Source organism: Mycoplasma sp. NEAQ87857 (assembly GCF_009792315.1).
Lineage (GTDB): Bacteria > Bacillota_I > Bacilli_A > Mycoplasmatales > Metamycoplasmataceae > Mycoplasmopsis.
Genome location: NZ_CP045542.1, coordinates 16550 through 33094, shown reverse-complemented (window position 1 = coordinate 33094; position 16545 = coordinate 16550). Strand labels below are relative to the sequence as shown.

11 protein-coding genes are annotated in these 16545 nt (G+C 24.7%); 1 reads left to right on the top strand and 10 read right to left on the bottom strand.

Features of this window, described 5'->3' with window-relative positions; translation table 4 throughout:
• Window positions 1-13: 13 nt before the first annotated feature.
• The 10 genes from GE118_RS00135 to dnaE all read right to left on the bottom strand — a co-directional run bounded on the left by GE118_RS00135 (window position 14) and on the right by dnaE (window position 14481).
• Window positions 14-739, bottom strand: a complete 726-nt coding sequence (locus tag GE118_RS00135; protein WP_158763445.1) for a chromate transporter — start codon at window positions 737-739, stop codon at window positions 14-16.
• A complete protein-coding gene (locus tag GE118_RS00130; protein ID WP_158763444.1) occupies window positions 739-1344 on the bottom strand; it encodes a chromate transporter in 606 nt (201 codons plus the stop codon). Before GE118_RS00130 ends, GE118_RS00135 begins: the two co-directional genes overlap by 1 nt.
• A gap of 35 nt (window positions 1345-1379) precedes the next feature.
• The gene (locus GE118_RS00125) at window positions 1380-3443 is read right to left on the bottom strand and encodes an MYPU_1760 family metalloprotease (RefSeq protein ID WP_158763443.1); all 2064 of its coding nucleotides are present in this window, start codon (window positions 3441-3443) and stop codon (window positions 1380-1382) included.
• A 1-nt stretch (window position 3444) separates the two neighbouring features.
• On the bottom strand, window positions 3445-6525 hold the full coding sequence (locus GE118_RS00120; protein WP_158763442.1) for an MYPU_1760 family metalloprotease: 3081 nt from the start codon (window positions 6523-6525) through the stop codon (window positions 3445-3447).
• A 92-nt stretch (window positions 6526-6617) separates the two neighbouring features.
• Window positions 6618-7613, bottom strand: coding sequence for a type I glyceraldehyde-3-phosphate dehydrogenase (gap, locus tag GE118_RS00115; protein WP_158763441.1), 996 nt, complete (start codon window positions 7611-7613; stop codon window positions 6618-6620).
• A 146-nt stretch (window positions 7614-7759) separates the two neighbouring features.
• Entirely contained in the window at window positions 7760-8599 is an 840-nt protein-coding gene (gene fmt / locus GE118_RS00110) for a methionyl-tRNA formyltransferase (RefSeq protein ID WP_158763440.1), read from the bottom strand.
• Window positions 8590-9462: a hypothetical protein gene (locus GE118_RS00105; protein ID WP_158763439.1), complete on the bottom strand. Its 873-nt coding sequence runs from the start codon at window positions 9460-9462 to the stop codon at window positions 8590-8592. Before GE118_RS00105 ends, fmt begins: the two co-directional genes overlap by 10 nt.
• Window positions 9463-9473: 11 nt before the next feature.
• Window positions 9474-10448: a hypothetical protein gene (locus tag GE118_RS00100; protein ID WP_158763438.1), complete on the bottom strand. Its 975-nt coding sequence runs from the start codon at window positions 10446-10448 to the stop codon at window positions 9474-9476.
• Between the two features lie 216 nt (window positions 10449-10664).
• Window positions 10665-11546: a 5'-3' exonuclease gene (locus tag GE118_RS00095; protein ID WP_158763437.1), complete on the bottom strand. Its 882-nt coding sequence runs from the start codon at window positions 11544-11546 to the stop codon at window positions 10665-10667.
• Window positions 11533-14481, bottom strand: a complete 2949-nt coding sequence (gene dnaE / locus GE118_RS00090; RefSeq protein WP_158763436.1) for a DNA polymerase III subunit alpha — start codon at window positions 14479-14481, stop codon at window positions 11533-11535. Before dnaE ends, GE118_RS00095 begins: the two co-directional genes overlap by 14 nt.
• A 91-nt stretch (window positions 14482-14572) precedes the next feature.
• Between dnaE and GE118_RS00085 the strand changes: the two genes are divergently transcribed.
• Window positions 14573-16522 (top strand): hypothetical protein, encoded by a 1950-nt coding sequence (locus tag GE118_RS00085; protein ID WP_158763435.1) that lies wholly within the window; start codon window positions 14573-14575, stop codon window positions 16520-16522.
• The last annotated feature ends 23 nt before the right edge of the window (window positions 16523-16545 follow it).

The following is a 16545-nucleotide window of genomic DNA, read 5'->3' as shown; positions in this document are numbered from 1 at the left end:
AATTGGATATTTTTTATGCTGTAGGTATTGGATAACCTGCAAGATATGGTATTAATAAAAATAAAATAAATGAAATAATTATATTAATGATTATGATAACAAATAATGAATAACCTTTTTTAGCAACTATATATGACCCTATAATTCCTAAAGGTACATAAATTTTTAGTAAAATATTACATAATTTACTATAAGGGGTATTTGAAGCAAAAAATAATGCTGTAGCTGATGAGTGTTGATTAATAACAGTTTTGCCAAAATACTGCTCAACACTTTTATTAAAATAAATTTCAGGAAATAAAACTGAAATTAATAATTGTAAAGCTAAAGAAGCCATAATTCCAGCTACTATAGGTTTCATTATAATTAACATATTTGCTACATAAGTATTGTGCTTGAATTTATTAATGTACTTCATTGCAATGACCATTACTATAATTGCGGGTAAGCAAAATAATAAATAAGTTAAAAACATTGCTAAATAACCTCATCAAGCACCATTAGCTACTATATAACCTGTAAAAAAAGCAAACTTAGTTGATACAACTCCTGGAGTTGTATTTGAAATAGTAAATATTTTATTAATAGTATCTTCATTGATCATTGAAACACCAAAATTATTAGCAAATAAGTTTCATAATCAACTAAAGATTGGCATAAATACTTGACCACCACCAAAGACTGATAAAGAGATAATGATGATTAATGGAATAGCTACAATTAAACCTACTATTGGCATTATTTATCTCCTTTGTTATGTTTAAGTTTGTATTTTTTAATTAAATAAATAATTGAATAAATTGCTATTACACTAACAATTGCTACTACAGGTAAATTATAAGGAGCCGGAATAAATAAACTATAACAACTTGCAAATAAAAAAATAGTTAATCAAATTGGTCAAGCTAAACTTTGTTTAGCTTGTTTTAAATATCTTAAACCAAATTGAATTAAAAAAGCAATAATAGAAACTAAAACTCCTACTGATAATATACTAATATATTGCTTAGGTACTTTATCAAATAATAAAAGTAATCCAAAAGCTACTAAAACATGAGGCAAAATAGCAAATAAGGTGATTAATGCACCTTTTAATTTACCAAATAAATAAATACAAACATAAGAAATGGTTTGAATAACACTAGGTCCTGGAAGCATGTTAGTAACAATTACTACATTGTCAAATTCTTCAATGCTCATTCATTTTTTGTTATCAACAACTTCTTTTTTAATAACTGGCATTAAAGCATTTCCACCACCAAATCCTATAAAAGTCACTTTAATTACAAACAATATAACTTCTCAAATATTTTTCTTTTTTTGTTTTTCTATAGGTTGTAACATAGTCCTATTATATAAAATAACCACTTTTTTAGTGGTTATTTTATATATATTTTTAAAGTGTTAGAATCACCAGTATTTAATGTAGCAACTGCAGTTTGATTGTTCATTTTTCGTGCAATGATTCTATATGAAGGAATAGTATTATTAAATTGATAATCTATTTCATCATTTTGAACTATATTATCATTATTTTTATCTTCTCAAAAATAGACATTAGTATTATCTTTGACTTTAATAAATTTATCAGTGATATAACTATAATATTTTTCTTTTGGATATAATCTATTACCCAATTGATACAATCGCATAAGACTTTGATCGTTTTGATTGTTATATAAATTTGCTCCTTGATCAAATTGATGATGACCAAAGAAATGAAAACTAGGTAAATAATCTAACTTTACAGTTTCATAAATTTTATTATTTTGCATATAGACTATACCTTTATACTTATTAGTTTTTAAATAACCACTAATTTTAAGCTTATTGTTTTTAGTATAAATGTTACTAATACTTTTGCCATAACCCATAGTTGCTAAAAATAATTGATAAAACTCAATGCTACGATTTTTGGTTTTATTAGGATCAAGAGATAAAATCTTGTTAGTAGCTTTATTAATATATTTATAGCTAGATATATCAAAGACACTATTAGGAAACTGAATTGATTGAGGGATATAATTACCTTGACGATAAAAACCATTTTCATTATTTAAATAAACTCTAGATCAATCATCTGAATAAGATGAAGGTTTAAAAATAGCATATTTATCATTGGTTAATCTATCACCATAATCACTAAAAATACCATTTCCAAAATAACTTGCTCCTAATGATGCAAATTCACTTTCTGGAAAAATAATTTTAGGACTATTAATATTATAATAAGGTTCAAAAGCGAATTTAGTGTATTCTCTAGCAACTAATTCACTTAATGAATAGTAATATAAAATGTTTTTTAAATCTAAATTAAACGCTTCTAAAGGTGTATAAGCATATTTATTACTTGGATCTATATAGCCTAAATTATATTTTTCATTAGCTAATTTATACAAAGTAGCTAAAGTAAAATTACGATATAAATATTTAGTTTTAGGATTTAAAAATAAAATTCTTTTAGCTAAGAATTGATTAATATAACTATATTGATCAACATCATAATTTAATAATTGTTTGAAATTAGTTGCAAAATTATAATTTCAAGCTTCATAATAATAATCTTGTTTATAATAGTCTTTTGCATTATAAACATCGTATTTATCTAATGCTTTTAAACTTAATTGATTGTTTAATTGATTAGGTTTAAAAAGTAAATTTGTTTGTTCATAAAAAGTGTATGAATTAGCTCAATGATGGATATATTCATGAAATACTACAGGTAAAATTGAAATCACTTTATTAAATAAATTTAATCCATCTACTGTTTCATAGCTTTGACCCTGCATACTAATAGAGATTTTTTTAGAATCTGGATAATAAATACCTTCAGAAGTGGTTTTTAATAAACTATTATCATTAATTGAAATTGAATCTAGATCAAATACTTCTGGACCAAAAGGAACCTTACGCTTAAATTCTTGAGCTAATAATCTAAGACCTTGTTCTCCTAAAATATATGGTTGATTTTTAAGTTTAAATTCAACAAACTTTAATTTAAGATATGGATCGATATAAGTAATGGTATTAGCTGTATGAATAAAATTATTATCAAATTTATTAATTCGATGATTTAATTCTTTATCTTTTAAACTATCAGGTTGATAAACTGATAAATACTCATTGTTATAAATTTTTCTTATTTTATTAGAGTTATAAGGAATATTAATATCAAAATCTTTTAAATCTGGTATTTGTACAACACCATTATCTTTTTTAATAGTTTTATATTCAGGTTGTTGTAAATATAACTCACTATTTTTTAAGCTATCATTGGATAATTTAGCAACTTCAGGGCTTAAATAATTATTTAAAGGAGTATAAGTTTGATTATTATCATTAGCTATGTTAATTTCTTTAATTGTTTGAGCACATGAAGTAGCTAATATCGTACTGCAAACACTTAAACCGATAATAATTTTCTTAAATCAATATTTTTTCACACTAATTATTGTTTGAAGGTCCTACAATTGTTTCAAACACTACTCCATTTTCATTATTTTTATCTTTTAAAGCTACTATTGGTCTAAATTTTGAATCCATTGGATTACCACTACGTGCAGTAGTTACATAACGATGTTCTGGTAATTTAAATTTATAATTATTATCCAATTCATCTTCTTGAGCAATACCATCATGATTTTTATCAATTCACATTTTTACTTGAGTTAAATCATGGATCTTAATATATGTATCAGTTATATAAGTGTAATATTTATTTTTTGGATACAATCTATTTCCAATTTGATTTAATCTATCATTTGAAAGCTGATTATTTTCTAATAATCTAGCCCCTTGATCAAATTGATAATGACCAAAGAAGTTAAATGCTGGAGAATAATCAAATTTTGTTTGATTGTAAATTTTACCATCTTTGACAAAAGCAAATCCAGTGTATTTGGTATTAGGTAAATAACCTGCAAGTTTTACATTATTTGCTGTTTCTCCATCAGCTACTGGAGCACCTTTTTTCTCTTTGTTTCTTGCATAAAGGAATGATCATTTATTTTGATAAAAGACTTGTGAAATAGTTTTACCATATCCCATAGTTTCAAGAAATAGTTTATAAAACTCAATTGAACGATTTTTACTTCTTGATTCATCTAATGTCTGTTCTGCTCCATTTTCATCAAAGAACTTATAATCATCAATTTTAAATACAGTATTTGGGAAAGTTAAAGCATTTTGAATGTAATTTCCTTGACGATAAGGTGAGCTTTCAGTGTTTAAATATGTTCTAGATCAATCATCAGAGTTAGATGAAGGTATGATTGATTGTCTTATGTTATTAGAATTATATTTATTAATCCCAAATCAACTAATAGTAGAATATCCAAAACCATTACTTGCTATAAATTTATTAGTTCTTTTTTCATTAATGTTGTAATATGACTCATAAGCAAATTTAGTGTATTCTCTAGGCATTAACTCAGTTAATGAATAGTAATAAGGGATATTCTTTTTAGGAAGATTAAAAGTTAATCCCGCTTCATAGAAGAATGTATTGTAATCAGTGTCAATACTTTTATTATGGTTAGCTAAATCTCATATTTGTTTTGGAGTTAAATTGTTGTGCAAGAATCTATTTCAAATTTCTTGATTATTTAATCTTGGTCATATTCCAAAAATAGCAGAACTTAAAGCAGCTTTTTTATCAAAATCAAAGTTTAATAAATGCACTAAATTATCTGTGAAATATTTATTTCAATATTGTCTATCATAACCTGATACTACATTTGGTTTATAAATAATTTCACTAGAACCTAAAATATCATCCTTAAAATATGCTGGTAAATCATTTTTGGTAATAGCTACAAATGGTAAAGCAATTTGTGCATAACTAAATGCTCAATGATGGATATACTCATGGAATAAAGTAGGCATTATAGTAGCTATAACGTCATAATTTTTAAAATCTGTTCCTATAACTGATTGAGTGTTGATAAAAATATTTTTTGATGTAGGGAAATATAAACCTGATGCTTTAGAATCAATAACTTTAAAATCATTAATATTAACCGCTTCAAGATCATAAACTTCAGGCCCAAATGGTATTTTACGTTTAAATTCTTGAGCTAATAATTTTATATTATCTGGTCCTAAAATATACTTACCATTTCCATATGCATAATCTCTAAAAATAATTTTAGTAAAAGGATCTTGATATTCATAATAACTTTGTCCATAACTATTAGTTTTATGCACTACATCATTATTATCATTATTAAATTTATTTAAGAAATTTAATTCATCATTATGATCTAATGATACTAATGACATTTCCTCTTTGCTTATTGGATATCTTTGTAATCTATAATTTTCAGGTTGATCACGATCAATAATATCTGGAACTAATAAACCTTCAGTATTTCTAGCATTATCATAAGTAATCTTAGGTTGTAAATGATCAGGATTGTTTATAACCACTTCTAACGCATTGTTATTAATGTTAGTTGAATCATCATTTTTATTATCAATTTCATTATTTTCATCTTTGTGATCAATTGATTCATTAGGATGATTTGGTTCATTTGAACCAGAAGGTTCTAAAGGTTTGTTTTCTGGTTCAATTGGATGGTTATCTTTATCTGCTGATAAAGAATCAGTATTATCATTTGTCCCAGTATCTGTTTTATCTACTTTCTCAGGTTCATCTTTTTTATCATTTAAATCAGTATTTGATGATTCGTTATTTCCTACATTATTATTTTTTTCATCACCTTTACCTTCAGTATTTGTATCTGTTTTATTTGTTTCATCTTGTTTTTTATTGGTCTCATTTGTGTTGTTGTTTGAATGTGTATTGTCAGTATTATGATTATTTAAATTATTATCTGAGTTTTTTTCTAAACCAGAAGATGTTTTATCCGTTTCATCTTTTTTATCACTATTTAAATCAGTATTTGGTGATTCGATATTTGTTTTATTATTATTATTTTTATCTTTATTTATATTAGTGTCTGTTTTGTTTTCATTTTGTTTGTTGTCGTTTGAAGGGTTATTATTTCCTTCATTATTATTTAAATTATCTGTTTCTTTTTTATTATCATCTTTTTTATTCAAAGGATTATTATTTTCGCCATTGTTTAAATCTGATTTATTGTCATTATTTGGTTCGTCACCTGGTTTTTTATCAGTTGGATTATTAGTGTTTGGTTTTTGGCTGTTTTCATCTTCATTGTTTTTATTTTCATTGTTATTTAGCGGATCTTGTTTTTTGTTTGAACCTTCATTGTTTTCATCTTTTTTATTTTTACTTGGGTCATTTGCATTTTTATCTTTATTTGGATCTACATTATTTTCATCTTTTTTGTTTGGGTCATTAGAATTTTTATCTTTTTTATCTTTGTTTGGATCTATATTGTTTTCGTTTTTCTTGTTTTTACTTGGATCTTGTTGATTTTTTAAAGGATCATCAACTTTTTTAATTGGTTTTGTTATAGCTTGATTATTAGAAGCATGACAGGCTATTAAACTTGATGTACCAAGGATGCATAAGATTGCGAATATACTTTTTGTTTTCATAATATCACCTAAATTATAAATATATTTATATATTTATAATTTTATAACTTTACAAAGAAAAATAGCAACCGTGGTTGCTATTTTTTTATAAATTATAAGTATGCAAAGTGTTCTACAGTTCTAACTAATTGAGAAACGTATGACATTTCATTGTCATATCATGAGAATAATTTGTATAAGTTTCCTGATTCTGATTCTTTAACTGATGTTAATAATGAGTCAAAAATTGAACCATAGTGTGAGTTAATGATGTCTGAAGAAACAATTGGAGCTGTTTCATATTTCATTGTTTCACTTGCAGCTTCTTTAATAGCTGCATTTAATTCTTCAACTGTAGGTTGTTTTTCTAACATAACTGTTAAATCAACTAATGATCCTGTAATTGTAGGAACACGAACTGCTGATCCATCTAATTTTCCTGCAGCTTCTGGAACTACTAAACCAATAGCTTTAGCAGCACCTGTTGATGTAGGAACCATGTTTTGAGCAGCTGCTCTAGCTCTACGTAAGTCACGGTGAGGAGCATCTTGTAATTTTTGGTCTCCTGTGTAAGCGTGAACTGTTGTCATGTATCCGTTTTTAATTCCGAATTTGTCAACTAAAACTTTAACAACTGGTGCTAAACAGTTTGTTGTACATGAAGCAGCTGAAATTAATTTGTCTTCTGAGTTTAAAATATCGTGGTTTACGTTGTAAACGATTGTTTTAACATCTTTATCTGATGGTGCTGAAATAACAACTTTTTTAGCTCCTGCTTTTAAGTGTTTTTCTGCTCCTTCACGTTTTGTGAAGAATCCTGTTGATTCAACAACTAAATCAATGTCTAATTCTCCTCATGGAAGGTTTTCTGGATCTCTTTCAGCGAAAACTTTAATTTCTTTTCCATTAACAACAATAGCATCACCTTTAACTTCAACTTCATAAGGTAATTCACGGAAAGCTGTATCGAATTTTAATAAATGTGCTAATGTAGCTGGATCTGTTAAATCGTTAATAGCTACAACATCTAATTTAGCATTTGTTTCTAATGCTCTACGGAAGAATAATCTACCGATTCTTCCAAAACCATTTATAGCAACTTTTTTCATAAATGTATAATCCTTTCAATATTTTATTTATATAAGTAAGAATTTAATGTTATAGATAATTATCTTACATTGTTTATTATATTAAAGTTTTGCAAAATAAAAAATGTACCTTGTAATACATTTTATTTAATATGGTAATAGTACCATTATTCTAAAACTACTCTTTTTTTAGATTCAAATTGATAATCTATTGCATATAAACATCCATCACAAAAGTCTAATTTTAAAGCGTTTGGATGTAATTTTTCTTTAGCTGCATAATAGATTTTAATTCTTTTATTATTTTGGATAATATAAGCTCCAGGATTAGAGCTAAAAGCTCTAATTTTGTTATAAGCTAAATCACAAGTTAAATCATTAGTTAATAAAGCATCTTCTTTTTTTAATTTGGGACTTAAAGCTACTTTAGATGCATCTTGTTTAATTGGATTAATTTGATTGTTTTGAATATTATTTAATCAATTAACAATATTTTTTTGAGCTAGATTAGACATTTTAACAAATAAACTATCACTAGTGTCTCTAGCATCAATATCTAATGTTGCAGTTTCTAAAATATCTCCTGCATCCATTTCATCAGTCATATAAATCAATGAAATACCAGTAATTGGATCATTATTTAACAACGAATATTGAATTGGTGCAGCTCCACGGTATTTAGGTAACAATGAACCATGAATGTTTATTGCACATTTTTTAGCTAACTTTAAAACTTTTGATGGAATATATTGACCAAAAGCACAAGTTAGTAGTACATCAAAATCAATTTGAGATAATTCTTGATAAATTTCACCAATTTTGTTAGGTTGATATAAAGGAATGTTGTATTTTTTAGCTAATAATTTAACAGGAGTTGGAATAACTTTATAACCTCTATTAGCTTGTTTATCTGGTTGAGAAACTATAGCTACAACTTCAAAATTGTTAATAATAGTTTCAAAAATCGGAACTGAAAATTCAGGAGTACCAGCAAGTATTATTTTCATGATTTCTCCTTACTTACATGTATTTGATTATGACAATTTTGTCTAATTAGCATAAATAAACGATCAAGTCAAAATTTACTATCTTCAGCTTCATTTTTAATTAAAATATTATTTTTAATTTCAAAAAATGAATAATAGCTACCAATATAAGTTAATTTATTATTTTGAATTCTTTGATCTAACACTTTAATAAAAATAGTTTCTAAAAATCATTTTGAGTATTTTTTAAAACCTAATTCATCAATAACTAAAACATCAACATCAATTAAAGAATCAATTAAAGCACTTAAATCATCAGTAGGTGAATTTAATAAATTTTTAACTTTATCATCTAAATAATTTAAATCAATATATGAAGCTGAAATTTGATTTAAAGCAAAATAATTGACTATAGAACTTAAAAATTCACGTCTAATACTAGTTGCTTGACCTTCAATTGCATAACCTTCAAGTTTAGAAATGTTATTAATATTACGAATAATTTGTTTTTTTAGTTCACTTAAATCATAATATGAATCAATTTCTAATTTATCTAATGATTGTTCAATGATAGGCTTAGAAATTTGAGTATTTTTAATGTAGTTTTGATACATAAACTCTTTACCTGCAGTGGTTTTGGCAATAGTTAAAATTTCAACAAGTTGATTGTTGTCATTACGTTTAAAACTTTTATCAAAAATCCGGTCTTGAGAATTAACTTTTTGATCTTCACAATATTTAGAAAACATAGTGTAATGAGTCAATAATTCTTGATCAGTAATTTCTAATTTTTGAATAATAGGTTGAAGGTAAACATTATTTTTTAATCCTTGTACTAGTTTAATTGGATTATATTGCTCTTTTCAATTATTTCATTGATTCATATTTCCTACTTTTATTTATCAATTGATGAAAGATATGATTGTTTAATTGCTTGTTTAGTTTCATAAATTGTTTTATATTGACTAAAAAAGCTAAATTTTTGATCTAAGTAATTTTCTAAATCATTAAATTCTACTAATGATCTTTCATACACTTCATTCATTCATGATTGTGCTTGATTTAATCATTTTTTATTATTATTAATAAAAGCTAAATAAGAAATTAAATTGATTGCTTTAGCATCTTCAAAAACATTAGATCATTTATTTAAATAATTAATCTCATCATCGTTTAATTCACGTTCTAAAATTTGTAATAAGAAATCTTTAGCTGATAATTTTAAAATTGCTTCATATTCATTGTTGTATTGAACATGACCAATGTTTAATTTTAATGGAATAGACATTGTACGATTTAATGTGCTAGATTGTTGTTCATTACGTTTAGCTTTTCCTGCTTTAATAAATAAATCAGTTAAAGTTTCTTTATTGCTATCATCATTAAACACTTCAAAGAAATTAGCACTAACATCTTCATATTGAGATGAATTTAAAATATGAATGTTATTAGATTTATGTTTGATTAAATCTTTAAAGTTTGGTTTACCAATTTTACTAATAATTAATTTTGAAATATAATCATTCTTTTTTAACTTCATTGCATCTAGTGGTTTTTGTAAGCTAAATACTGTAATTAATTTTTTATTATCAAAATAAGTATTTAACAATCCAATAGCTTCAAGCTTAATTCTAGCATCCTCTAATTGCTCAACTGTCATATTTAAATAAACAGACAACACTCTAAACTCACAAGTAGATTGACGCATATTAGCACCTTTTACAAAATCCAATAAAGATTCATATAAGAAAATAGGACAAGGTCCTAAAATTGAACCATAAAGCTCTCTTAAGTTTGATAAATCTTCACTTGAAATATGAGTATCTTTTTGGACGCTGTAATAACGAAAACTAAGTTCTGATTGTTGCATAAATTCTCCAGTTGATTAATTAATAAAAATAATGTTTTACATATATTTTAAACGCTTATAACAATAACAAAAAGAATATTTTTTATTTTTTTAATTGCTTTTACCATTTATTTAAGATATCCACAGTTAAATTAGATTAAATTTATCTATTTAACTAAGGTTTTAAGTGCAAAAAAATATTCATTAAATGTTATGCACATTTAATGAATGTGGAAATTATAATTTTGTTCAATTAGCAATTTGTTTTTTAGCTCGATTTAGTTCTAATTCATTTAATAAAGCTAAAGCGTTTTGATAATTAATTTTAAAAGCATAATGCTCGATATTAGTATCAAAATCTGGAACATTAGGATTTAAAGTTGCAAGCTCATAACATAATTGACCTTGAGCTTGTCCAGTTAGTAGTTTATTTTTTATTGATTTTGTAATTAAAGGTGAATTAATATTTTGATAAATATTATCAAAAGTACCAAATTGTTCAAGTAATTTAATCGCTGTTTTTTCACCAATCCCTTTAATTCCTGGTAGATTATCCGAAGGATCTCCTTTTAAAGCTTTATAGTCAATCACTTGATTAGGATAAAAATTAAATAAATCAAAAAAGTTATCACTTTTAATGTAGTTAGTAGCAGGATTTAATTTATCAATAATAACTATTTCATCATTAATCAATTGTAATAAATCCTTATCACGAGAAAAAATAACTTTTTCTCCTGGAATATTTGAGCAATAAGAAGCTATTAAATCATCTGCTTCATATCCTTCTTGTTCTTGTCAATTAATCGCTAAATCAGTTAATAATTGTTTGATTAATTCAAATTGATCAAACAATTCTTGAGGAGCTTTAGTTCTTCCTGATTTATATTCTTCATAAATTAAATGTCTTTTTGTTTTACCTCTTGCATCAAATGCAATAAATAAATAATCAGGTTGAATTTCAATAATTAACTTATTTAATTGTGATAAGAAAATGCTTAAAGCATTAGTAGCAACTCCTTTGGAATTACGCATTATAGCATCTAAATCACCTCTAAAAGTTGCATAAAAGCTTTGAAATAGTAAATAATTACCATCAACCACTAAACTAGTTTGTTTCATTGTTATCCTTTCAGTCATTAATAGTAAAATATCTACCATTATTTTTAATATAAACCATTATTTGTCTAGGTTCTTTATTTTCTAATAATAAAAGTGTTTTTTCATTAAAACCATAAGCATTAATTGATTTATTATCAACATCCATAATTGCTATATTAACTTGTTTTTTGGTAGGATGTTTTTTGACACTAATTAAATAAGCATCAATTCAGCGATTTTCATTAATTGGTAATGTTGATAAGCTTGGTCTAACTACTTTATTATCAGTTGATATAGCCATAGCGTTATAAATATCACCTAATAATTCACTTTCATTTTTCATTTCTTCACTAACATTTTTTTCAACAAATTGTAATTTTTGTTCATTGATTTTATAACGTTGAATAAAGTTAGCTAATTCTTGATCTTTTAAAATTTCATCAGTGATCTTTTTTTGTTTAATTTCTTTAGAAAAAAGATCAAAATATTGTTGAGCTAAGACAGTATTTTTTTCTAAAGTAGCACAATTAGCAAATTTTCTAAATACATTTGCTTTAATTAAAGTGTTAATTACTGATTCACCAATTCCAGCATTTCTTAACCTTAAATAACAACTAATAAAGTGACTAAATTCTCCTTTATTAGTTTCTTCAATAATTTTATTAGTTGCTACTAATCCAATTCCTTTAATCATATTTAAAGGTAAATATAAATTATTATCTTTAATTTCAACAGTATTAGTAGATATGTTAATTATTGGTGAAAAAATACTCACTCCTTGCTCTTTAGCATCTAAAACATATTTTTTAACTGTAGTTAAATCACCTATTGCGTTAGATATAAGCACTTTGAAAAATATTTTCGGGAATCTGGCTTTATAAAAAGCTAATTTATAAGAAATTAAAGCATATGCTACTGCATGAGACTTATTAAATCCATAAGCAGCAAATAATTCAATTTTTTGATAAATTTTTTCTAATACATCAATTGGAATATTGTTTAAAAAACCACTTTCAAAAAAGATTTTTTTATAACTATGAAGCTTTTTATCATCTTTTTTAGAAATTGCTCTTCTTAATAAATCGCTTTGAGCAAAGCTCATATTAGCAACTTGCTGAGCAATTTGCATAATTTGCTCTTGATAAACAATAATTCCATAAGTAGGTTCTACTATTTTGTCATATAATGGATGAATTTTTTCTACTAGCGATGGATCTTGTTTATTTTTAGCATAAGTATCAATGTATTGCATAGGTCCTGGACGATATAACGAAATAATTGCATATAAATCATCAAATGAATCAATCTTTACACTTTTAATAGCTGCACGCATTCCATTAGATTCTAATTGGAATACTCCATCAGTTAATAATTTATTTAATAAATTAAATGTTTCTTGATCGCTAAATTGTGAATAATTTTGATTAATTATGTTATTAAAATGATATTTTTCAGGTATTAATGATTCAATTTGATTAATTACCGTTAGATTTTTTAATCCTAAAAAATCAATTTTAATTAATCCATATTGTTCAAGATTATTTAAAGTAAATTGAATTTGATTAAATCCATTTGCGTTTTGCTCAACAGGAAAACTATTAGTTAAATCAACATTAGAAATTACTATTCCAGCAGCATGAAGACCTGTTTGTCTAGGTAATCCTTCAATTAAACTTGCAAAATGATGTAAATTTTCAAATTCATCAACTAAAATTTTGTATTTTTTGTTATGTGCATAAGCATATTCTAAATTTAAATCATTTTTAGTTAAAGAATTTGAAATTTTATCAATGCTAGGTGTTGGAATATTTAAATATCTACCAACATCTCTAATTGAATTTTTACTTGCAAGAGTTTGAAATGTAGTAATTAAAGCTACTTTATTATGACCATATTTATTTCTAATATATTCTAAAACTTCATCTCTTCGATTATCTTGAATATCAATATCAATATCAGGTAAACTAACTCTATCAGGATTTAAAAATCTTTCAAATAGTAAATTAAACTCTAAAGGATTAACATCAGTAATATCTAATAAATATGAAATCAATGAACCACTAGCACTACCTCTACCTGGTCCAACTTCAATCCCTTGACTTCTAGCGAAGTTTAAAGTATCTCAAATAATTAAAAAATAATTAATAAAACCTAATTTTTTAATTATTTGATATTCATAATTAATTCTTTTATCAACCAAATCTTTATCATAGTATTTAATTAAATTTAAATATTTTTTACCAACTATTAGACGTTTAATAGTGTCTTCAACATCCTCTTTATAGTTTGCTAATTTTATTTTGCTATCAAGTGAAATAGGTTCTAAAGAATCAATAATATTTTGCATATTTTGATATATATTAGAATCTAATAATTCAAAATTAACATCATTGTAATCTTTAAATTGATAATTAATTTTGTGTTGTTTTCCCGCTATATTGTCTAAAACATTCAAAATATTATTTTGATTTTGATACATTATTCTTTTAGTTGGAGCATACACAGTATTTGGATATACTAATTCATTTGAATTATAAAAGAAATTATTTGGTACTTTAAAATCATAATTATTAGCTACCATTCCGTTTTCATAATGATCAATAATATATAAATCATCTGATTCTAAATCATTTAAATCTTTAACAAAAATATTTTTTGATGCTTGATATATAATTTGGTTTAAAAGTTTTAAACCATTATTATTTTTAGCAATTAAAATAACATCAAACTTACAATCATCATTAACTATTGAAGTTTGAAGTCCAATAATTGGTTTGATATTATATTGTTTAGATAATTCTAAATATAAAGGTAAAGCATATAAATTATTAATATCTGTTAATGGTAAATACTTAATATCATTATCACTCGCATATTTAAACAACTCATTTACTCTAATAGTAGAATTTAAAAACGAATATTCAGTATTAGTATGTAGAAAAATTTTATTTTGCATGTCTTAATTTTAACAATTAAACACTAATTATTTTGCTAAATAAATTTAAATTTTCATAATCTTAATCCTTAACTTTATATATAATTTTTTTATGAAAAAAGCAAAATTATTAATATTTAGTTCTTTAGCAATTGTTGCACCAATTGCAACAATTGCATGTAGTACAAATACAAACAATACACCAGTAGATAAAACCCCTACAAACCCAATAGGTCCAGTGGATTCAAAACCTGGTGTTCAACACAAAACAACTATTACTTATGTTTTTAATGGTAAAAAACTTAATTCATGAACTGGTAATGATGTAACTTATGCCAAAATTGAAGAAAAAGCACCGAAAATAATAATAAATGATGAAGGTCAAGAAATTAAAATAATGATTAAAAACCCTAATTTAACTATTAAACAAAATGAAAATAATATTGTTGAAATGATTAGTTCAACAGTTCTAAATACAACAAATATTATTTTCAAAAATCCAGATGGCAACATTAAACCAATTTCTGTAAATATCACCACTAGCAACGATTCAAAAATCACTTTAGAGCAATTATTAAAAGAAATACCAAACGGATACGTTTTGGAAAATCCAGAAGTGATTAATAATATTGTTATTGGAAAACAAATAATAATTAATATAGTTAAAGAAACAAAAAATGGAGCACCTAATTCTACTGCTCAATTATTTAAAGAATTTCAAGTTAAATATAAGAAATTTTCATCTTTAAAAGATGATTTAATTAATAAAAATAGAGAAGTTTTTTCACCTATTGATAAAAATGTAAATTTAAATACTAATAATTTAAACGAACAAACTTTAACAACAAATCTTGCTCAATTAGACTCTATAATTCCAAACTTAGAATCAATATTAAATAAATATAACGAATTAAATCCTGGAAATTTAAGTAGCCAAGATTGGTTGTATCAATTTAGACATAAAAACTTTGCTGAATTGTTAAAAAAGTCTTTATTACAAATGGGGGAAGATGCGATTAAAAGAAATGGAATTGAACATAAAAAATCATTAATAGAAACATATAATTCTGATGTAGATGAATTGGTCACTAAATACAATGATCATGATTTCGAAAAAATATTAAACGATACAAACTTAACTTATCAACAAGTAAAAAATGAATTATTTAAAATAATAAAAGTTCGCAACAATTACATTTACAAAAATGATAAGATTAACGAAATTAACATAAATCTTGAAAAAGAAACCTCTAAAATAGAAAAAATTAAATATCTTTTAAACTTTTTAAAAGAAAATTTTGATAATTTTATTGATAAAGAACAACTACCAATAGACAGAAATACATACATTAACGTAAAAAGCATTTACGAAAAATATACTCAACAAATTTCATCAATCACGATAGAAAACGATTCAACAACTAATGAATTACAAACAATTCTTAACGATTTATACAAAAGTTGTGTAGACTTGTTGTCCGAAATAGCTTTGACTTTTACTAAATGAACACAAAATAGAATCACAGTCGAACCGCAACTTATAGCATTATATTCTACTCTTAAGTACCTTGAGGGCCAACATTGAAATAGTCAAATCTATTCAAATCTTTACAAATGAGTTATATCCGTTTCACCACAACTTAAAGACCCATATGACTCGATACTTGATTTATTTAAAATAAATAAAGATTTATCTATAGATGAACAAATTAAACAAATTTATAAGAAATTAAATCAACCTCAACCAGACGATAAAACCCCTATTGGTGTTCAGGCAGAAATTACTTTTAAATGAGCGAAAAATGTAGAAATTTTAATTAATCAAGTTCCACAATTAGTAAATCAATTATTAGAAGAAACTCTTGAGAGTCTAAACCTTTTAAAAGCAAGATTAGAAACGAATGTAATTAATAAAGAAACTTCAATTGCAAAAGCTAATTCTATATTGGCTAAATTTACTAGTTTAATGAACAGCAAAGAAGATGTTTACAACGTAAATGAACTACTTGATATTCGTTCTGAAGCCCAAAATTTCTTAAACAATAATGCTAATTATTTTTAAATTAATAACCATTTAAGAATAGC